Annotated in this window: 16 protein-coding genes; 4 read left to right on the plus strand and 12 right to left on the minus strand. The window is 69.7% G+C overall.

Annotated elements, in window-relative coordinates:
- Positions 1–69 precede the first annotated feature (69 nt).
- The 5 genes from AMK34_RS31405 to AMK34_RS31425 form a co-directional block, all read right to left on the minus strand.
- Entirely contained in the window at positions 70–1,797 is a 1,728-nt protein-coding gene (locus tag AMK34_RS31405) for an aminotransferase class V-fold PLP-dependent enzyme (RefSeq protein ID WP_073847748.1), read from the minus strand.
- Positions 1,794–2,561 (minus strand): amino acid ABC transporter ATP-binding protein, encoded by a 768-nt coding sequence (locus AMK34_RS31410; RefSeq protein WP_037346556.1) that lies wholly within the window; start codon positions 2,559–2,561, stop codon positions 1,794–1,796. Before AMK34_RS31410 ends, AMK34_RS31405 begins: the two co-directional genes overlap by 4 nt.
- The gene (locus tag AMK34_RS31415; protein ID WP_037346554.1) at positions 2,554–3,453 is read right to left on the minus strand and encodes an amino acid ABC transporter permease; all 900 of its coding nucleotides are present in this window, start codon (positions 3,451–3,453) and stop codon (positions 2,554–2,556) included. Before AMK34_RS31415 ends, AMK34_RS31410 begins: the two co-directional genes overlap by 8 nt.
- Positions 3,440–4,408, minus strand: a complete 969-nt coding sequence (locus AMK34_RS31420; RefSeq protein WP_073847749.1) for an ABC transporter substrate-binding protein — start codon at positions 4,406–4,408, stop codon at positions 3,440–3,442. The genes AMK34_RS31415 and AMK34_RS31420 overlap by 14 nt, the downstream gene beginning before the upstream one ends.
- Positions 4,409–4,580: 172 nt before the next feature.
- Positions 4,581–5,798, minus strand: coding sequence for a glycosyl hydrolase family 8 (locus AMK34_RS31425; protein WP_073848004.1), 1,218 nt, complete (start codon positions 5,796–5,798; stop codon positions 4,581–4,583).
- Positions 5,799–5,939: 141 nt separating this feature from the next.
- Here AMK34_RS31425 and AMK34_RS31430 point away from each other — a divergent pair, with 141 nt between their 5' ends.
- Positions 5,940–6,341 carry a PPOX class F420-dependent oxidoreductase gene (locus tag AMK34_RS31430; RefSeq protein ID WP_073847750.1) on the plus strand — a complete coding sequence of 134 codons (402 nt, stop codon included), beginning with the start codon at positions 5,940–5,942 and terminating at the stop codon, positions 6,339–6,341.
- Here the strand turns inward: AMK34_RS31430 and AMK34_RS31435 are convergent.
- From AMK34_RS31435 to AMK34_RS31455, 5 genes are all read right to left on the minus strand, one after another.
- On the minus strand, positions 6,338–6,877 hold the full coding sequence (locus tag AMK34_RS31435; protein ID WP_073847751.1) for a TetR/AcrR family transcriptional regulator: 540 nt from the start codon (positions 6,875–6,877) through the stop codon (positions 6,338–6,340). The two genes, AMK34_RS31430 and AMK34_RS31435, sit on opposite strands and share 4 nt — an antisense overlap.
- Positions 6,877–8,442 (minus strand): long-chain-fatty-acid--CoA ligase, encoded by a 1,566-nt coding sequence (locus AMK34_RS31440; RefSeq protein ID WP_073847752.1) that lies wholly within the window; start codon positions 8,440–8,442, stop codon positions 6,877–6,879. The genes AMK34_RS31435 and AMK34_RS31440 overlap by 1 nt, the downstream gene beginning before the upstream one ends.
- Before the next feature lie 68 nt (positions 8,443–8,510).
- Positions 8,511–9,716 (minus strand): GTPase, encoded by a 1,206-nt coding sequence (locus tag AMK34_RS31445; protein ID WP_073847753.1) that lies wholly within the window; start codon positions 9,714–9,716, stop codon positions 8,511–8,513.
- Entirely contained in the window at positions 9,713–11,479 is a 1,767-nt protein-coding gene (locus AMK34_RS31450) for a dynamin family protein (protein ID WP_073847754.1), read from the minus strand. Before AMK34_RS31450 ends, AMK34_RS31445 begins: the two co-directional genes overlap by 4 nt.
- A 120-nt stretch (positions 11,480–11,599) precedes the next feature.
- Positions 11,600–12,706 (minus strand): IniB N-terminal domain-containing protein, encoded by a 1,107-nt coding sequence (locus AMK34_RS31455; RefSeq protein ID WP_073847755.1) that lies wholly within the window; start codon positions 12,704–12,706, stop codon positions 11,600–11,602.
- Between the two features lie 295 nt (positions 12,707–13,001).
- On the opposite strand from AMK34_RS31455, the gene AMK34_RS31460 reads away from it, so the two are divergent.
- Positions 13,002–14,147 carry a molecular chaperone DnaK gene (locus AMK34_RS31460; protein ID WP_073847756.1) on the plus strand — a complete coding sequence of 382 codons (1,146 nt, stop codon included), beginning with the start codon at positions 13,002–13,004 and terminating at the stop codon, positions 14,145–14,147.
- Entirely contained in the window at positions 14,144–16,495 is a 2,352-nt protein-coding gene (locus AMK34_RS31465) for a helix-turn-helix transcriptional regulator (RefSeq protein WP_073847757.1), read from the plus strand. Before AMK34_RS31460 ends, AMK34_RS31465 begins: the two co-directional genes overlap by 4 nt.
- Before the next feature lie 20 nt (positions 16,496–16,515).
- Here AMK34_RS31465 and AMK34_RS31470 read toward each other — a convergent pair whose 3' ends face one another.
- A complete protein-coding gene (locus tag AMK34_RS31470) occupies positions 16,516–17,532 on the minus strand; it encodes an NAD-dependent epimerase/dehydratase family protein (RefSeq protein WP_073847758.1) in 1,017 nt (338 codons plus the stop codon).
- Between the two features lie 49 nt (positions 17,533–17,581).
- Here AMK34_RS31470 and AMK34_RS31475 point away from each other — a divergent pair, with 49 nt between their 5' ends.
- Positions 17,582–18,046: a VOC family protein gene (locus AMK34_RS31475; protein ID WP_073847759.1), complete on the plus strand. Its 465-nt coding sequence runs from the start codon at positions 17,582–17,584 to the stop codon at positions 18,044–18,046.
- Positions 18,047–18,059: 13 nt separating this feature from the next.
- On the opposite strand, the gene AMK34_RS31480 is transcribed toward AMK34_RS31475, so the two are convergent.
- Positions 18,060–19,295, minus strand: a complete 1,236-nt coding sequence (locus AMK34_RS31480) for an OmpA family protein (RefSeq protein WP_073847760.1) — start codon at positions 19,293–19,295, stop codon at positions 18,060–18,062.
- Positions 19,296–19,315: the final 20 nt, after the last annotated feature.

Below are 19,315 nucleotides of genomic sequence, written 5' to 3' on the forward strand. Positions count from 1 at the left end.
CTCAGGAACGCCATGAAAGGTCCTTTCCTTGCAAATTTTGCAAGGAAAGGACCTTTCATGGCACGCGCGTCAGGTGCCCCGGATCTCGTTCAGGTAGTTGTAGATGGTGTACCGCGTGACGTCGAGTTCCCCGGCGAGGTGGTCCACCGAGTCCTTGATGAGGAAGAACCCCGCCTCGTCCAGTTCCCGCACCACGGCCGCCTTGTGCCGTTTCTTCATCAGGTCCACCGGGATTCCCGCCTTCGCCACCGCGCGCCCGACCAGGAACCGTTGCAGGCTGTCGACGTCCGGCGGGAACGTCTCGGGTTCGTGCCCGTTGGCCTTCGGCGCGCCGTCGGACAGCCGGTTGACGCACAAGCAGCCGATCGCGACCCCGTCGGCGTCCCGCAGGAACAACGTCGACGAGCGGATCGCGCGCCCGTCGGGGCCGTGGGTCTCGTAGTTCGTCAGATCCTGCGTCGTACCCCGGCGGACGAGCCCCAGCAGCAGATCCGTCATCGGCCCGCCGACCGTCCGGCCGGTGAGATCGCCCGCGATGGCGACGATCGAGTCCGGCAGCCTGCTCAGATCGTGCAGCAGGACTTCGTTGCCCGGCCCCAGCATCGCCGCGAGTGCGTGCACCGCCGGGACGAGCGCGGTGAGCAGGTCGCCGGAGGCCGCGGACGCGACAACGGGCGCCTCGAAGACACGAGCCGGCTTCTTCAGCCGTTCCAACGCCGAACGCACCTGTTCCGCCGCACTCGCCGGAGTGGACGCGTGCGGCGACAGCCGGACGTGTTCCGGCCGCACGGTCGCCGCGATCCCGGCGTTCGCCAGCGCGGAACCCACCTGTTCGGCCGCGTGCCCCGGCAGTGTGAAAGCGAGGATCCCGGCCCGTCGCTCGACGGCCGAAACCACCTCGCCACCAACGGATTTCACGACGTCTTCGAGTTCGCCGATCCGTTCGGCGATCCGCCCGGCGATGGCACCTACGCCCGCTTCCTCGACCAGTTCCAGCGCGGCCGCGAACGCGCCCGAGGTGATCGGGCTCAGGTTCGAGATCGACCACGCGGCCGCGGTGTCGTCGGCCGGATGGATCTCGTCGTCGAACAGGCCGGGGTCGCGGGCGCCGGTCCAGCCGGAGAGGATCGGCTCCATCCGCTCCAGCGCCCGATCGGACAGCACGGCGAAACCGGTGCCCCAGCCCGCCCGCAGCCATTTCTGCCCGCCGACGACGAGTACGTCCGCGACCTCCCACGGCGCTTCGGTCACGCCGAAGCCCTGGATCCCGTCGACCACGAGGAGCCGGTCCCCCACCACCTCGCGGATGGCCGCCAGATCGGCGCGGTACCCGGTGCGGAAGTCGACCGCGCTCACGCTCACCAGCGACGTCTCCGGGGTCAGCGCCGCCTTGACCGCGTCCGCGGTGACGTTGCCCAACGGCAGCCGCCGCACGGTCAGCCGTCCCGCCTGTTCCGCGCGGGCCCACGGGTAGGTGTTGGCCGGGAACTCCGCCACCGACACCAGCGCCTCGCCGCCCGGCGCGTTGAACGCCGCCTGGAACAAGCCGAGACTGGTGTGCGGCAACAGCACCGTGTGGTCGGTGTCGCTGCCGGAAAGCCGCGCGGCGGCGGCCTTGGCCCTGGTCTCCTGCCGCATCAGGTCGTCCACAGTGGACTGACCGGCCTTGGTCGAGGCGTCGAGCAGGCTCGCCGTCGTGTCGAGCACGGCGTGCGACGGCGGACCGAACCGGGCGAAATCGAGGTACCCGGCGGGCTCGCCGAACTGCAGCAGGTACCGCGGCGAGATCCGCGTCATGCGAGGACCCTGGCCAGGAACTGCTTGGTCCGCTCGTGTTTCGGGGAGCTCAGGAGCTCCCCCGGCGGACCGGTCTCGACGACCGTGCCGTCGGCCATGAACACCACCTCGTCCGCGGCCTCGGCCGCGAACCCCATCTCGTGCGTCACCACGACCATCGTCATCCCCTCCGCGGCCAACGTACCCATCACCGCCAGCACCTCGCCCACGAGTTCCGGGTCGAGCGCCGACGTCGGCTCGTCGAACAGCATCAGCTTCGGTTTCATCGCGAGCGACCGGGCGATCGCGACCCGCTGCTGCTGCCCGCCCGAAAGCTGCGCCGGGTACGCGTCGGCGCGGTGCGCGAGGCCGACCCGGTCGAGCAGGTCGAGCGCCTGTTCCCGGGCTTCCTCCAGGGGGACGCCGAGCACGCGGACCGGCCCCTCGACGACGTTCTGCAGCGCCGTCCGGTGCCCGAACAGGTTGAAGCGCTGGAACACCATGCCGATGTCGCGCCGCTGCCGGGCGACCTCGCGTTCCTTCAGCTCGTACAGTTTGCCGTCGCGCAGCCGGAACCCGATCGGCTCACCGTCGACCCAGACCTGCCCGGCGTCGATCGTCTCCAGATGGTTGACACAGCGCAGGAAGGTGCTCTTCCCCGCGCCGGACGGGCCGAGCAGGCAGACGACCTGTCCTTTGTGGACTTCGAGGTCGATGCCGCCCAGCACCTCGGTGTGGCCGTAGCTCTTGCGGACGCCGACGGCCTTGAGCAGCGGCTCAGACACGTTCACTCCTCACCAGTGGCGCGGTGCGCAGGGCCTTGGCGGCGCGGGAGAACGCGCTCCGCGACCGGTCTTCGGAGTCGAAGGCGCGCTCCAGGTAGTGCTGCCCCACCCCGGCGACGGTCACCACGACCATGTACCAGACGGCGGCGGCCAGCAGGGTCTCCATCACCAGCAGGTTGTTGGACGAGATGTTGTTGGCGGCGTGGATCAGTTCGGTCACGCCGATCACCGACGCCATCGACGTGCCTTTGAGCATGTTGATGAAGTCGTTGCCGGTCGGCGGGATGATCACCCGCATCGCCTGCGGCAGCACCACGCGGCGCAGTGTCGCGCCCGGTGACATCCCGATCGACTTCGCCGCCTCGGTCTGTCCACTGTCTACACTGTTCAGCCCGGCGCGGACGATCTCGGCCATGTACGCGCTTTCGTTGAGCGCCAAGCCGAGCAGCGCGGCGGTGAACGCGGTGATCAGCACGTTGGTCTGCTCGTGCAGCAGGTGGCCGCCGAACGGCAGCGGGATCGAGATGAACTCGAAGACCAGCGCCAGGTTGTACCAGATCAAGATCTGCAACAGCACCGGAAGCCCGCGGAACAGCCAGATGTAGCCCGCCGCGAACCAGCGCGCCACCGGATTCGCCGACCGGCGCATCAACGCGATCACGATCCCGATGACGATCGCCGATGCCTGCGCGATCACCGCGAGCAGCACGGTGTTGAGCAGACCGACCGCCATCACGCGATACCACAGGAACTCGGGGACCGAATCCCACTGGATCTGCGCGTTGCCGAGCGCGATCCCGAGCAGGATCAGCAGCGCCAGGATGATCGCGGCGCTGACCCACCGGCCCCAGTGTTTACGCCGGACGATCGGCAATGGCTCAACTTCCGCCATTGAGCTTCGCCTCCTTGAGCGCGCCCTGCTCGACGCCCCATGCCTGGAGGATCTTGCCGTAGCCGCCGTCGGCGATCAGCGACTGCAGTGCCTTCTGGATCGACTCCGCGAGCGGCTTGTTCTCCTTGTTGACGCCGATCCCGTACGGCCCGCCGTTGATCGGCTCGCCGGGGACGACCTCGAAGAACTTGCCCTCACCCGCGGTCCGCGAGATGTAGACCGCACTGGGCAGGTCGTTGAGGATGGCGGCGACCCGGCCGGTGCGGAGCTGGTTCTGGTTCTGCGTGTCGGAATCGGTCGCGGTGACGGTCAGCGCGGGTTTGCCGGCCTGAGCGCATTTGCCGTTCTGTTCTTCGGCGAACTTCTGGTGGCTCGTCCCCTGCACCACCGCGACGTTCTTGCCGCACAACGTGTCCGGGCCGGAGATCTGGTCGGGGTTGCCCTTGCGGACCATGATCGTGATGCCGGACGAGAAGTAATCGACGAAATCGATCTGCGCCTGACGGGTCTTCGTGTCGTTCATCGCGGCCATCGTGAGGTCGACGCGGCCGGACTGGAGGCTCGTGATCAGCGAACCGAAGGCCATGTCCTGGTGGTGCACGGTGACGCCCAGCTTCTTGCCGATGGCCTTGGCGAGGTCGACCTCGTAGCCGATCGGGGTCTTGCCGTCGGCGGCGTAGAAGTTGTTCGGCGCGGACTGCAGGTTCGAGGCCAGGTGCAGCATCCCGGCCTGCGCGTACTTCGCGGGCAGGGTGCCGGCGACGGCGGCGTCCTTCTGGACGGACTCGATCAGCGCGGTCGTGTCCGGGATCGCGGCGGGCGCGCCGGAGGCCGCGGGTTCCTGGCCGCCGGCGCCGTCGGGCCCGCCTCCGCAGGCCGCGGTGACGAGCGCGGCCAGGCCGGTGAGCACGGCCAAGCGCCAGGTTCGGTTCAGGGTGAGCGGCGTCGACGGCATGACGGACCTCCACGGGGCTTCGGGTGGTCGCCGACGCTACAACTGGGTGTTGAAGAGGTCAACTGCGTGTTGAAATCTTGTCCTGTCGGATGTCATGAAAGGGTCGTTCAGGACAAAAAATGTCCTGAACGACCCTTTCATGACACTTCAGCGAGCGACTGTCGCCGCGGGATCAGACCGCGATGTAGTTCCCTGAGAGGATGATCAGGACCTGCACGGTGATGCCGGTGCCGTAGTAGTCGTCGGCCTGCGGCGACCAGGACGTGACGCGGGTCCACAGCTTGTCCAGCCAGGCCTGGCTGCCCGGGTCGTTCATCGCCGCGATGGCGAACGACGCGGTGAAGCAGGGGTGCTCGCCGGACTCGCCCGAGATCTTGGAGCCCGACAGCGTGTAACCCTGGTTGATCTTGGCGGGGTCGCCGCCGGTGGCCTGCTGGATCCAGGTGTTCATCTTCCGCACCTGACCCTGCGCCGGGCTGCCCGACACGGTGATGCCGTCGACGCCGAGGCGCCACGGGTCACGGCAGGCGTTCCAGCTGAAGTGCTGCGGGTGGTCCTCCATGTAGTCCGACGGCGCGGGCTTCGGCGTGGAGTTGGTGTTGACCACGAAGTCCGGGATGAGGCCGGTCTTCGGCGCGTACTGCTGCTGCAGCTGCGTGACCGCCTTCTCCTGCCGGGTCCGGACCTGACCCCAGAACGAGTCCCCAGTGGCCTTCTCGAACGCGCGAAGGTGCCCCGGCATCCAGTCCGAGGAGCGCGAGCCGTTGATGTACTTGCCGCTGTCGGCCCAGTCCGCCAGCCGCATGAACTTGGTGTCGGGGTTGACCTCGCTGCGCTTGATCGCCTTGATGATCCGCAGCGCCTCGGCCTTGTAGTTGACCGAGCCCCCGCTTCCCCAGACCTTGTCGGCGATGAGCAGGCCGTAGGCGATCTCGAGGTCGCCGTCGGTCGCCGAGTCTCCGCCGTTGACGCTCTTGCAGTTCGGGTCCTGTTCGGCGGCGTGCAGGTCCTTGTCGATGACGGACGGGTGCGCCTTCACGAACTTGAGGATGCCGTCGAAGACCGTGCGCGCCTGCGGGTCCTTGGCGCCCATCATGGCCGCGATGGTCATGCCGTAGCCCTGCCCCTCGGCGACGAAGGCGTGGTCGGCGTCCGGCGCCTTGACCGCGTAGGTGCCCGTGCCGCACTTGGTGGTCAGGAAGTTCTTCTTCCAGAAGTCGTAGTACTTGGCCAGCGCCGCGTCCTGCGCCGACTGGCTCGCCGACGGACGCATGACGCCCGGCAGGTAAGGCGTCCCCTGAGTGGTCGCCGCGGCGGCGGGGGCGGTCGTGGCGACCAGCCCGGCGGTCAGCGCGGCCGCGGCCAGCACTGTCCGAACGGTCTTTCTCATGGCTCCTCCGGAAACGTCGTTGGTGGCGGCGGCGCGTTCCGAGAGTGACATCCGGATCGGGCAAAAACAAGAGAGTTAAGAAAGTTTCCTTACTATTACCTCAAATGACGCCTACGTGAACAGTGGCCTAGCGTTGACACCATGAAGATCGACCTGAGCGAACGCGGCGAAGCCTTCCGGGAATTCTGGACCGAACGGCATCTCGCCACCCTGACCACCGTCCGCCCGGACGGCACCCCGCACGTCGTCGCGGTCGGCGTCACGGTGGACTTCGAGGCCGGGATCGCCCGGGTGATCACGTTCCGCTCGTCCAAGAAGGCGCGCCTGGTCAAGGAAGCGGGCGAAAACGGCATTCCGGTCGCCGCCTGCCAGATCGACGGGCCCCGGTGGTCCACTTTGGAGGGACGCGCGGTCCTGCGCGAAGACCCGGAGTCCGTGCACGACGCCGAGAATCGCTACGCCGCGCGCTATCGGCAGCCCAAGCCGAACCCGGAACGGGTGGTCATCGAGATCACCGTGACGCGGGTGCTCAGCAACGCCTAACCGGCGAGGACGAGGCGGGTGTATTCGTCCAGGATCTCGCCGAGGTCGGTGAATCCGCCCGCCGAGGCCACCTGCTGATAGCCCACCAGCATCGCCAGCCCGAGTGAGGTCACGACCTCCGCGCGACGCCGGTCGGGAATCAGCTCGGCCACCACCCTCCCAACCGTCTTGACCCGGGCGTCGTCGACACGTTTCTGTGCCACACGAACGGTTTCGTCGTTCGCCGCCCAAGCGCGGATGGCCGCCTCGGCGCGATGGCGGAGTCCGCGCGTCAGGCTCATCAGCGCGGCGAAATCCGCCTCGGGACCGCCGGAACCGAAGTCCAGTTTCCGCAGGATCCGCACCTGCCGCTGCGCCCAGAAGTCGAGCAGAGCGCCGACGAATCCGGGCCAGCCGCCGAAATGGTGGTAGAACGATCCGCTGGTGACGCCGAGGCGTCTGCCGAGCGCGCCGACGTTGAGCCCGGCGAACCCGGACTCGGCGAGGATCTCCAGTGCCGCGTCGAAGTACTGCTCGCGGCTGACCGTCGACGGCATCAGACCGCGCGCTCCCGCCCCTCCCAGTACGGGCGTCGCAGGGTGCGTTTGAGGATCTTGCCGGTCGCGTTGCGCGGCAACGCCTCCACGAGCTCGACCGTGCGCGGGCATTTGTAATGCGCCAGGCGTTCCCGGCAGTACTCGACGAGTTCGTCGGCGTCGACGCGCTCTCCCGGAGCCGGGGCGACGACGGCCTTGACCTGCTCACCCCAGCGATCGTCGGGAACCCCGATCACGGCGACCTCGCCGACCGCGGGATGTTCGGCGATGACCCGCTCCACCTCGGGCGAGTAGACGTTCTCGCCACCGGTGATGATCATGTCCTTCACGCGGTCCTCGATGAAGACGAAACCTCCGTCGTCGACCCTGCCGACGTCGCCGCTGCGGACCCAGCCGTCGACGATCGTCTCGGCGGTCGCCTCCGGTTTGCCCAGATAGCCCGCCATCGCCTGATCGGTGCGGAACCACAGCTCGCCGGGGGTCCCCGGCTCGGCGTCTTCGAGCGTCGCCGGGTCGACGACGCGCATCCCCACCGCGGGGAGCACCGTGCCCGCCGACGCCAGCCGCTCCGGCCGGGCGGGGTCGCGATGCGCGTCCGGATCGAGCGTCGTCACCACCCCGGACAGCTCGGTCATGCCGTAGACCTGCACGAACCGCGTGTCCGGCCAGGCCGCGAGCGCCTTGCGCAGCAACGGGAGCGGCATCGGTGAAGCGCCGTAGCCCAGGTACTTCAACCGCGCGAACGCGGCGACGGCCTGCTCCCCCGCCTGCATGATGCCGGCGACCACGGCGGGCACCAGGAACGCGTGCGTGACCCCTTCAGCGAGCGCGCCCAGCAGCGACTTGCCGTCGGGCTCACGTGTCATCGTCGTCGGCTGCCCGTAGTGGAAACCGATGATCGCGTAACAACTCCCGCCGACGTGGAACAGCGGCATCGCGACCAGGTTGCGGTCGCCGTCGCCCATCGGGAACGCGGCACCGGCGTTGCGGCTGTGCGCCAGCAGGTTCCGGTGCGTCAGGACGGCGCCCTTGGGAAAACCGGTGGTACCACTGGTGTAGATGATCAGCGCGCCGTCGTGTTCGTCGACCTCGGGTGAGACCTCGGCGGGCGTCGCCTCGGCCAGGAAGTCCTCGTACTGGTCGTCTTCTCCCCCGACGACGATGACGCGCTCGACCGACGGCAGCCGATCGCGCAGCGCCTCGACGGCGGGCAGCAGTTCCGGCCCGGCGAAGATGATCCGTGCGCCACTGTCACCGAGGACGTACGCCAGTTCCTCCGGGGCGAGACGCCAGTTGACGACCGCGTTCGCAGCCCCGAGCGAGGACGCGCCGAAAGTCACCTCCAGGCAGGCGGGCGTGTTCTTGTCGACGAAGGCGACCCGGTCGCCTCTGCCGATTCCGGCGGCCGCGAGCGCGCCGGTGACGCGCCTCGCCCGGTCGTCGAGTTCGGCCCAGGTGAGGCGCCGCCCCTGGAACGAGAGGGCCTCCCGCTCGGGGATCGCCTTCGCCCGGTGCGCGAAAAGTTCACCGAGAAGCCGCACATCCGGACGCGCGTCGTCGGGCATGCCGGACCCCTTTCGCCTGGTCAGAGCCGCCATAGAGTGCTCTATGGTGACTCGGTGACCGGCAGGCGTCAAGCCACGAACAGGCTGAGCAGTCCCTCGACCGAGCGCACGATCACCCGGGCGGCGGCGCGTTCGGCGTGCGCGGCGTCGGCGCGTTCCGCCTCGTGCCGCCAGCGGACCAGGGCGCTTTCGGCACCCGCGTGGATCTCGGCCGGATCCGCGTCGGGTTCGAGACCGAGCCGTTCGGTGGGCGCGAGTCCCTGCGCGCCGAGCAGCCGGACGGCCTCCTCGGCGTCCTCGCCGGACAACGCCGTGCGGCCACCGCGGATGCCCGCGATGAGCCGCAGTTCCCGGAAGTCGTGCGCGGCCGCGGCGAAGCGTTCCACGCGGGCGGCCAGCCGGTCACCGTGCGGGAGAGGTTCCGCGGCGAGAAGGCCTTCCAACCGCAACACCGCCGTGCGCGCCTTCAACGCTTCGGCCCTCGCGACGAAACATCCGGCGAGCGTGTCCCTCAGGTCGCCGAGACCGCTTCGGTGCACGAGTTCCGCCGAAAGTTTGAGCCTGCTGTCGCAGCCGGTGCGGATCAGGGTGATCGCCAGCCGGACCCCGTAGAGCCCGAACCGCGACACCAGATGTTTCCGCGACTCCGGCGAGACCCGCACCGGGAACGGATCGTCCACAAAGGAATCCACGGACAGCAGATACCGCTCCAGCTCCGGCCGGGAGATCGACGCCAGCGCGCGCAGCACCTCGAATTCGTCGTCCCGCAACGCCCGTCCCGCGTAACCCAGCTGACCGGCGACCGCGATGACTCCTTGGAATCCCGCGCAATCCGGGTCCTCGCGCCAGGCCCGGCGCGCCAGCTGTTTCGCGGTGAGCAAGGCGTCGATCCGGCCCGCGCCGATCTCGTCCGCCCTGCCGAGCACCAGAACCGAGTTCACCGCGGTCTGCCGCGCGAACGCCGAACCGCCCACCGACCGCGTTCCGGCGAGTTCGTCGGGTTCGAGATGGCGCACCAAACGCACCGTCGCGTCGACGTGTTCGGCGAAAGCCGGAGTATCGAACAGATCGATCTCGCGCAAGGCCCGCGTCGGCCATTCCGCCAGCGCGGAGACCAAAGTGGACTTCCCGGTCCCCGGCGTGCCGATGAAACCGACGCGCAGCGGTTCGTCCAGCCGCTCCAGGCATTCCCGCAGCATCGCCACGGCGTGCGGGCAGTCCCGGTAATGCGCGGCGGCCTCGTTCAGCAGTTCCCGGACGTCCAGAGTGGTCACGCCGACAGCTCCCGGCGCGGCGCGGCGCCGGTGCCGAGTGCCCCCGCCTTCCGGTGCAGGGCGGCCAGCCGGTCGATCTCCTTCTTGACCCGCTGAGTACGCCGGTCCCGTTCGGCGGAGCCCGCGATGATCAGTTCCCGTTGCCGCGTCAGCTCTTCCGAAAGCTGGTCGGACAGCGCGGCGAAATGGTCGCGCAGGCGCCGTTGCACCTGACGGACCTCGTCCTTGATCTCCTTGCTGAACCGGATGAACACGTCGTCGACGTGCCGCTGCGCGGCGGCCTTCGCCAACGCCTGGCGGCGCTGCAACCGCATCCCGCCTTCGTCGCGCACGCTCTTGGTGGCGAACGCGACACCGGCGCCGAGCGACACCGGGTTGATCAACGGCAGCCCGGCGAGACTGGTGACCAGACCGAACATCAGCACGCCGCCGTAGGAACCGCGCAAGCCGGTGAAGAGTTTCTGCCCGATCTTGAACCGCTCGATCTTGGGCGTGCCGACCTCGGGGATCGAGTCCACTCCGGACCCGGTCAGCGGCAGTTCCGGGGCGTGGCCGTAATGCGGCCCGAAGGTCGACGCGACCGCTTGCGCGATCCACTCCGACCGGTCGGACACCCAGTTGTAGTTCGTCTCGACGGCCTCGGCGAGGTTCTCTTCCAGCCAGGTCTGGAAATCCGGCCAGATCTGTACCGGGTCGCCTTCGTCGAAGGTGCGGTCGACATGCCGCACGATCACCCGGGTCCGCTCGCGCAGGTCGTATTCGGCGTCGGAGATCAGGTCGGTGATCTCGTCGGACAACATGTTCTGCCAGCGGACGTTCTGCCGCCGCAGTTCCTCGGTGCGCCGTTGTGCCTGGTGCAGCAGGGTGACCTGGTCGACGCCGTTGTCCTGCGAGACGGCGTTCAGCCGGGTCTGCAAGGTCTCGACCAGTTCGACCGCCGCCGCGCGCACACTCACCGCGGCGGCGAGCGCGCGGGTGCGTTCGATCGGGCGTGCCGCCTGTTCTCCCACCCAGTTCAGGAGTTCCGGGAAGCCGGACCGCCCGTTGAGGGCCGCGTCACCGGCCTTCGCGGCGGCTTGCCGCACCGTCGCGGACACGGGGAAGACGTCGGCGACGACACCGGTCTCCGACAATGCGGCGCGATTGCGGGCGGCGAGTTCGCGCCAGTCGGGGCTCACGTCGATCTTGGTCAGTGCCAGCACCAAAGCGGGGCACCAGGTCCGGATGTGCCTCGCCAGCGCGAGTTCGGCGGGCTGGAGTTCCTGTGTCGCGTCGGAGACGAGGATCACCGCGTGCGCGTCGGCGAGGACGTCGAGCGTGGCCGCCGTGCGCGGGGACCGGGGATCCCCGATCGCCGGGGTGTCCACGAGCACCAGGCCCGTGCCGAGGAGTTCGCGCGGCAGACCGACTTCGACCCGGCGCAGCGAACCGGGCGGCCGGACCTCGAGTTCCTTGGCGAGGTCGCCGACCGGCACGTTCTCCCGCGCGTGCCCGACCAGGATGGCGGCGGGGTCGGCGGCGTACCCGATCTCCGTGGGAACGGCGGGCGTGCTCGCGTCCCCGACCGCGCAGACCGGCGCGTTCAGCAGTGCGTTGAGCAGGTATCCCTTGCCCTGCTTGGGAAAACCGACCACCGCGATCCGGGTGCCCGGCGCCCGTTGGTCACGTCTGCGCCGGAGCCGTTCGGCCAGGTCGGCGCGACCGTGGGCGGCACAGGCGTCCAAGGTCTCGTTGAGCACGTCGAGCCAGGCGGGGGCTGTCACGGGGATGCAGTGTTCCCTTAACCAAGCGCGGAATCAATGTGGCATGGGCCAACATGCCGTGCGGGCCCCGCGACCTGCGGCGGTCGCGGGGCCCTGGCACAGATATGAAGAATGTTCGGATCAGCCGATGTGGATGTCGTTGCCCGAACCGATGTCGCCGGTGCCGATGTTGACGTCGCCGATGTTGCCGATGGTGTGGCCGATGTCGTTGCCGACCTCGGAAACCGTGTCGTGGACCTCGGTGACGCCCGCGACGTTGCCGACCTCGTTGGCCACGTTGCCGGTCACGTCGCCGGCGTGGTGGCCGACGCTGTTGGCGATGTCACCGTTGCCGTAGTTGTTCGCGACGTCGTGCACCTTGGTGGTGACGTCCGCGACGTCGACGTGACCGATGGTGCTGGTCAGGTCGCCGACCTCGGAGAGGAAGTTCGGGGCGTCGCCCGCGACACCGTCGGCGCGCGGCAGGTCGCCGGCCAGGTCGCCGACGGCCGGGACCGAGTCGACGGCGGGCAGACCGGCGGTGTCCACGGCCGGGACGCCGTGGGCCAGGTCGGTCGCGGTGTCGACGGCGCCGGTGGCGAGGTCGCCGGCCTGGCCGACGGAAGCGGCGTCGAGGCCACGCGAAAGGTCGTCGGTCAGGCCGAAGCTGCCGACCGTGTTCTGCGCGAGGGCGGTCACGCCGGCGGCGGCGTTCGACACGTCGGTCACGTCGGAGACGGCCGGGACGGCGGACAGGCCCGGGACGTCGACCGGCAGGTCGCCCACGGCGGGCACGGCCGGGACGGCGGGCAGGTCGCCCAGCTCCGGCAGGCCGCCGAGCTCCGGCAGACCCGGCACGGCCGGGAGACCGGCCTCGGGCAGGCCCGGCAGGGCGTCGGCACCGGGGACCGCGACCGGCAGACCGGCGGTCAGCGCGGTGAGCTGGTCGATCGCGCCCTGGACGCCGTCGGCGCACTCGCCGTCGGTGCCGTTGACGGCGTTCGTGACGCCGCCGAAGCCGGCCAGGTTGTCGGCGGTGGCGGCGGTGGTTCCGGTGAGGTCGGTGGCGGTGCCGACCGGGACGAAGTCGAGCACCAGCGGGACGACCTCGTGCACGTCGGCGGCGTTGATGTCACCGAGGCCGGCGTCGGCCAGCACCTGCTGCGGGTCGTTGGCGAACGCCGCGCGGGCCGCGGTGTCGTTCAGCAGGTTCAGCGTGAAGTCGTGCAGGGTCTGGACGGAACCCATGAAAGGACTCTCCTGGGGGTCTAGGTCGGTGGGGCGCGCCCAGCGGCCGGAGGGCACGGCTGAGCGCAGGTCACCGAAGCTAGTGAGCCGGTACCCATGGGCACATCGGGGATCACTCCTGGTCGTCGCTCACTCAGCCAATAGGGGATCGGTATGACATCGTTAGGGCGTTAGGGGCTTAACCGAGACGCACTCGGTTGGGTTTAATGCCAACCCTCACCCGGATGGGTCAAGCCATTCAGGTGAGTGGCCCTATTTGGTCCTTAGGGGCTGGTCAAGCGAAGGAGGATGCTCGTTGCCCTACGTCCTCGGCATCGATATCGCCTCGACCCGCACCACCGCCGCCACCTGCGTGAACTCCGGCGACGGCTGGAGCGTGCCCGAGCCGTCGTGGCTCGGCGCGCGCGGCCCGGCGGCGGCGTCGGCGGTGTTCCTCGACGACGACGGCTACCTGCTCACCGGGGACGCCGCGGTCGAAGCCGGTCGATCCGCGCCCGCCCGCCTGCTCACCGGGTTCCACGAACGGGTCGGCGACGACGTTCCCGTGATCGTCGGTGGCGAGCGGTTCCCCGCCGAATCCCTCAGCGCGGTCCTCGTCGACGCGGCGGTGGATCAAGCGGCCGAACGCTTCGGTGAGAAACCGCACCACATCGTGCTCACGCATCCCGTCGGCTGGGGTTCGTTCCGTCGCGACCTGCTGCGCCGGGCGCTGGCCGAGGCCGGCTTTCCCCGAGCCGCGCTGGTGGCGGCGCCCGTCGCCGCACTGCACGCGTACCTCGCCCCACACGGCGATGTCACCGCCGGTGTCTGCGAATTCGGCCCGGACGGCGCGGTCGTCACGATCGCCGCCGCCACCGCCGTCAACGGCTGGCAACCCATCAAAACGCTGGAAGGTGTCGACCCCGCCGAGGCCGTCGGCAAGGTCTTCGAACTCGCGCACGGCGCCGGGGTCCCGCCCCAGGCGCTGGCGGGCATCGTTCTCTGCGGCGAGGCACCGCCGGTTCCCGGCCGGACACCGTGCCCCGTCTTCGCGTCGAGCGACCCGGTGCTGACGGTGGCGACCGGCGCGGCCAACATCGCCGCGCGACGTGACCTTCCTCAACCCGGCGGCGCGGGATCGCACGCCGTCGCGACCGTCGAAACCACCCTGCTCCCCCGGGTCGACACCCCCGAAGAGCTCACCGAGCGGCCCGAACGGCCGCCGGTGGACATCACCCCGTTCCCCTTGCCAGAACGCACCGGGGCGGCGAAACTGCTCAGCCGGCGCAAGCCCCTCGTCGCCGGAGCCGCGGTCGTGGTGCTGGCCGCGACCACCCTGCTGCTCACCCTGACCACTCGAGAAGCCACCGCCGACAAGGGTCCCGAAGCCCCTCCCACCACTTCGAGCTCGTGCGCGCCGCCCACCCCCGGTGCCACCCTGTCCCCCGAAGGTCGCTGTTGAACGCACTGCTCGACCAGCCCGGCATCATCCATCCGGGTGCCCGGCGCCTGCTCGACGAGGTGACCACCGCCCCGGAAGTCCCGGTGCGGGTCGCCGTCGTCGCCCCCGGCGGGCACGGCAAGACCCATCTGCTCGGCCTGCTCGGACGTCGCTACGCCGACGCCGGTGTCGAGGCACTGCTGATCGACGACGCCGACCAGCTCGACGACGACGAGCTCGCGAAGATCAAGGCACGGACGGAGGAAACGACCGCACCCGTGGTCCTGGCCTTCCGGACGGCGGCGCGCACGAAGGCGTTGCGCACGCTCGCCGATTCCTTCGGCAGATCGGTGTCCTTGGGCGCTTTCGGCCTCGACGACGTCCGGAAGCTCGTCGAGCAGTCCGGCGGCGACGCGGCCACCGCGGCCGAAGTCCACCTCAGAACCGGTGGTGTGCCTGGACTCGTGGTGCGCGCGGTCACCGGGCGGCTCGCGGACTTCCGCGGCGAACTGGAGCAACTGGACGACGACGTGCACCGCTACCTGATCGCGGCGGAAGCGGGCGCGGGCCGGAATCTCGATCTTCTCGCCGCGCTTCTGAACCGCGATCGCGAAGGTCTCCCTGAGGTCTTCGACAGTGCCAGGGCGACCGGTCTCCTCGGCGAGGACGACGTCCTGCTGCCGATCGCGGCCGAAGCCATCCGGACCTGGGGTTCGCCGGGGCGGCGGCTGACGGTGCTGCAGCGGCTGGTGGAACTCCAGTTACGGGACGGGCTTCCGGTGCTGGACCTCGCCAAGTCGTTGCTGGGAACGGGAAGTTCGGGCGCGAGCGCGGCGGCGGCCTTCGAAGTGGCCGCCCGCGAGGCGATGCCCGACGACACGAAACTCGCGGCGCGGTTCTACGAGGCCGCGTCCGAGGCCGGTGGGCGCGGCGCGGCGCTCACCGTCGGCTGGGCGCACGCCGCGGCGCTGGCCGGAGACCTCGACACCGCACTGCGGCTCGGTGACGGCATGCTCGGCAGCACGTCGGATACGGACGCCAGGGCCGCGGGCGCCGAAGTGGCCGCGACCGTGCTGGCGCATCGCGGTGAACTGGCGCACAGCGCGGAGCTGTACCAATGGTCCGGGCGGGCCGCGTCGAAGGCGTTCGCCGCGATCGCGTTGCTGGGCACCGGAAAACTCGAAGCCGCCCGGGGTGTGCTGGAAACTCCCGAAGTCCCGACGTTGTTCGCCGGTGCCGCCTCGCGGATGGCGCGGGCGATCACCGATTCGGTGTCGGGCTGCGGTGCCGAAACCCTGTCAGCCTTGCTGGGCGCGGCTTCGATGCTGGAATCGGCGGGCGCGCCCGCGCCGCTGCCGGACAGCCCGGCGGCCCTGGCGGCGTTGGTGGGCCTGCATTCCGGCGAACTCGCGCTGGCCGAGTCGGTGTTGAGCCGTGCGGCGAACGGCCGGATCGGCGGCGATCTGCTCGCGAAGCGGCACCGGCTGTTGCTCGGCTGGGTGGCGATGACCGCGGGCGACCTCAAAACCGCCGCCGAAGCCCTGATGCCGCCGGACGGCCTCGAAGCGCGTGACGAACTCTTCGCCGCCACACTGCAGTTGGGCCTGGCGCGGCGGGCGAGCGATCTTCCCGGCCTGCAACGTTCTTGGGACCGGGCGTATCAGGCTTCGATGCGCCAGCAGCCGGACCTGTATTCGCTGCTGCCGCTGGGAGAACTCGCGATCGCGGCCGCACGGGGCGGCGCGAGCGCCAAACTGGCCGGGCAGCTGGAGCGGGCACACGCCGTGCTCGACGCGCTCGGCAACCCTCCGCTGTGGACAGCCACTCTGCGCTGGCACGAACTGCACGCCGCCATCACCGTCGAGGACCACACGTCGGCGGAGGAACATCTGGCCGCGTTGAACGATTTCGCGCCCTGTGGCCGTTATCCCGCGGCCCTCGCCGCCGCCGCGACCGGCTGGCTCGCGGTCTTGACCGGCAGCTTCGATCCGGAATCGATCACCGCGTCCGCGTCGGAACTGCACGAACTCGGGCTCTGCTGGGACGCCTCCCGGCTGGCCGGGCAGGCGGCGATCCGGACCTCCGACCGGAAGGCGATGGTCCAGCTGCTCGAAGCGGCCCGGCAGTTCCAAGGCCGGGCACCGGAACCCGTCGCGGCCACCGGGCTGAACGCCTTGAGCGAACGGGAACTGGAAGTCGCCCGTCTCGTCGTCGGCGGGCTGACGTACAAGCAGGCCGGGAGCGAACTGTTCATCTCGGGGAAGACCGTGGAACACCACATGGCACGGATCCGGGGGAAACTCGGGGCCGGGGACCGGCGGGAACTGCTGGCGATGCTGCGGGAGTTGCTTGCGGCGGGCGAGGGTTGAGTAATGGATTCGGGGCCTGGCTACCGCTCCGCGAGGTAGGCGTCCTCCGCGGCGTAGTCGAACATCGGCGCGAAATAGTCGTGGTCGAAGCCTGCCGGGAGCCGATCGGTGGAGCCCAGCCAATCCAGCTCGGCGGTCACGGTGGTGACATAGTCGCCGACCGGCAGGTAGCCCAGTCGCCCGGCCGCGGACATGTCCAGCCGGATACCCGGCAGGCGATCCCAGGGGTGCCGGCCGAGTCCGGCTGGGGCATGGTCGTCGAGGAGCACTTCCTCCCACCGATGGCCGAGGTGGTTCGCGACGATTCTCGAGATGCCCAGGGCGTCGGGCGCGTCCGGGTCCGCGGCATTGAGGACACGCCTGCCCGGGTTTCCCGCGGCGGTTTCGATCAGCGCGGCAATGTTTTCGGCCGCACTCGGCTGGTCGACGCCACGGCCACCTCGGGACAGGAGAAGGACTTCGCGTCGGTCGGCCACGCGTTTGACGAACACCCATTCGCCGGGCTTGGCCGCGCCCTCTCCATGGACTTTGGACGGCCGCAGAACGGTGACCGGGTATCCGCTGTCGAGCAGGGCATGTTCCGCCGCGACCTTGTTGGCGCCGTAGCCGTCACGAGTGCGGTAGTCGATGTCCTCGCGTGGGCTCATGGTGGGCTGCGACTCGTGGATCGGCCCGTCGAAAACCGGCGCGGCGGCCGAGTTCACGTGGTTGCCCGCCGCGTCGACGTACACGGCCTTGCTGGAGATCATCACCGTGGACCCCACAACGTCCAGCAGCGGCAGCAGATCACGGGCGTGTGCGGCGGTGAAGCACAGGCAGTCGACCACCAGATCCGCTCCCGCGCCGAGCGCGGCCGCGAGACTGCCGGGTTCGCCGCGGTCCCCGGCGACGAACCGGCCACCTGCGACCGCGATGTCCTCGGGCATACGCGAGGAGTCCCGGCCGGCAACGGTCACCTCCCAGCCGCGGGCCAGTAACCGCCGTGCCGCGGCGCGACCGATCAGCCCGGTCCCACCGAGAACGACCGCGTGCGACATCGATCAACGATAACGCCCTTCGTCCGCCTAGGGTTGATAGACAGGACGGGTGAACGCCTTCTACCACTTGTGCTTCGTCGTCCGAGATATCCGACAGGCGACCGAAGACCTCACCCGCACCCTCGGCGTGACCTGGAGCCCGGTCCGTGCGGGCACCCTCGGGGACTGGGACTACGACATCGTGTTCTCGACCGGCGGGCCCCCGTTCTTCGAGGTGATCCATGGTCCCGCCGGAAGTCCGTGGGACGCGACCGACGGGTCCCGCTTCGACCACATCGGCTACTGGTCCAAGGACGTCGTGACGGACAAACAACGTCTGGCGGATCGAGGCGCGCCGATCGAGTTCGACTCCTGCCCCTACGGTCGCTCCTTCACCTACCACCGGCTCGACAGCATCGGAGCGCGGATCGAACTGGTCGATCTCGCGGTGCAGCCGGGATTTCGCGACACCTGGGCCCAGGATGTGGCGACGATGCCGCCGCTCGATTTCGACGACTCAGCTGCCACCCCCTGAGCGCGACCGGGGATCACGGCGCCGAGTCGAGCTCGACCCTCCGGTTGCGCCGACGGCCCGCCGGAGTGCGGTTGGTGTCGACCGGTTCCGACTCGCCGCGCCCGGACGCGTGCAGCCGACCTGCGAGCGACCCGTCCTCCGCGAGGAGCACAGCCACCACGGCCTGCGCCCGTCGTTCCGAGAGCCTCTGGTTGTACTCGTCGGTCCCTCGGGAGTCCGTGTGCCCCACGATGTTCGTCGAAGGCCTCGCTCGCAGCGCCGGCAACGCGGCGACCAACACTGATCGGGCCTCGGGCCGCACGGTCGCCGAATTGAAGTCGAACAGCAGGTCACCGGTCAGCACGAGCGGCGGTGCGGGTGCCGGTGGCGGGGGTGGTGGAGGCGCGGGCACCCACCGATGCTTCACGCGCCAATGCCACCACATGTACTGGGTCGCCTGACCACTCACCACGGCCCGGCTGGCGAACCTCCCGAACGACGACCGGCTCATCTCGTTCTGCATCCAGATGTTCACCGTCGCGGTCCCGGCGGTCTGGTCGATCGCGTCGACCGTCGCGCGCAGGACGAACGACCCGATCGCGCAAGTGTGCAGCTCCCATGTCTCGATCCGCGGGAGGAGCGGCCCCACGGGACCCGCCAGGCCGCGCCCGACCTCCCCGGCGACGTACGGGATGAACGCGTTGCGGCACGTCGTCGGGTCCGTACCCGGCGGATGGGGTACAGAGTTCGACGCCGCGGCGGGGTCGTGGCCCGTCATGCCGGGGCTCCAACTCGGCGTCGTGCGGTGCCTGGTGTCCCACTCCGCCGCGTTCTGCTCGAGGTGGTTCAGGAGCCACGCCTCGCCGTCGATCACCGGCTGCCACCCGCGGACGAGCACGGTGTAAGGGTCGCTCTCCTCCATGACCCACACCCGCGGAGACGACAGCGGCGAGAAGTATTCGTCGAGGATGGGGCCGACCGTCGTCCGTTGCACCACAGGCGCGGCCTGGGCGCGCTGGACGGTTACCTGGCGCTGCGCCACCGGCGGGGACGCGTCCTCGGCCTGGCACGGGCACTCGTCGGCCGGGACTGAACCGCACCGTTGCGCCGCTACGCTGCCGGCCACCGCCGCGTTGCCCGCCGTGCGCTGCAGGTGCAGGAGCGACGCGATCCCGGGGAGCGCGGGCAGGTGTGCTCGCTGTGCAGGCACCCGGGTGGTCAGGGGCTCGGCGCCGGAATCGGTGAGCGATCGGGAGGTTCTCAACGACATGAGGCAGGCCTCTCGTCTGG

Source organism: Amycolatopsis sp. CB00013, from assembly GCF_001905755.1.
GTDB lineage: Bacteria > Actinomycetota > Actinomycetes > Mycobacteriales > Pseudonocardiaceae > Amycolatopsis > Amycolatopsis japonica.

Excerpts from the sequence above, each read along its gene's own strand:
- AMK34_RS31420 (WP_073847749.1), bottom strand. The coding sequence starts at position 4,408 with ATGCCGTCGACGCCGCTCACCCTGAACCGAACCTGGCGCTTGGCCGTG.
- AMK34_RS31440 (WP_073847752.1), bottom strand. The coding sequence starts at position 8,442 with ATGCCCGACGACGCGCGTCCGGATGTGCGGCTTCTCGGTGAACTTTTC.
- AMK34_RS31430 (WP_073847750.1), top strand. The coding sequence starts at position 5,940 with ATGAAGATCGACCTGAGCGAACGCGGCGAAGCCTTCCGGGAATTCTGG.
- AMK34_RS31480 (WP_073847760.1), bottom strand. The coding sequence starts at position 19,295 with ATGTCGTTGAGAACCTCCCGATCGCTCACCGATTCCGGCGCCGAGCCC.
- AMK34_RS31470 (WP_073847758.1), bottom strand. The coding sequence starts at position 17,532 with ATGTCGCACGCGGTCGTTCTCGGTGGGACCGGGCTGATCGGTCGCGCC.
- AMK34_RS31415 (WP_037346554.1), bottom strand. The coding sequence starts at position 3,453 with ATGGCGGAAGTTGAGCCATTGCCGATCGTCCGGCGTAAACACTGGGGC.
- AMK34_RS31435 (WP_073847751.1), bottom strand. The coding sequence starts at position 6,877 with ATGCCGTCGACGGTCAGCCGCGAGCAGTACTTCGACGCGGCACTGGAG.
- AMK34_RS31405 (WP_073847748.1), bottom strand. The coding sequence starts at position 1,797 with ATGACGCGGATCTCGCCGCGGTACCTGCTGCAGTTCGGCGAGCCCGCC.
- AMK34_RS31425 (WP_073848004.1), bottom strand. The coding sequence starts at position 5,798 with ATGAGAAAGACCGTTCGGACAGTGCTGGCCGCGGCCGCGCTGACCGCC.
- AMK34_RS31455 (WP_073847755.1), bottom strand. The coding sequence starts at position 12,706 with ATGGGTTCCGTCCAGACCCTGCACGACTTCACGCTGAACCTGCTGAAC.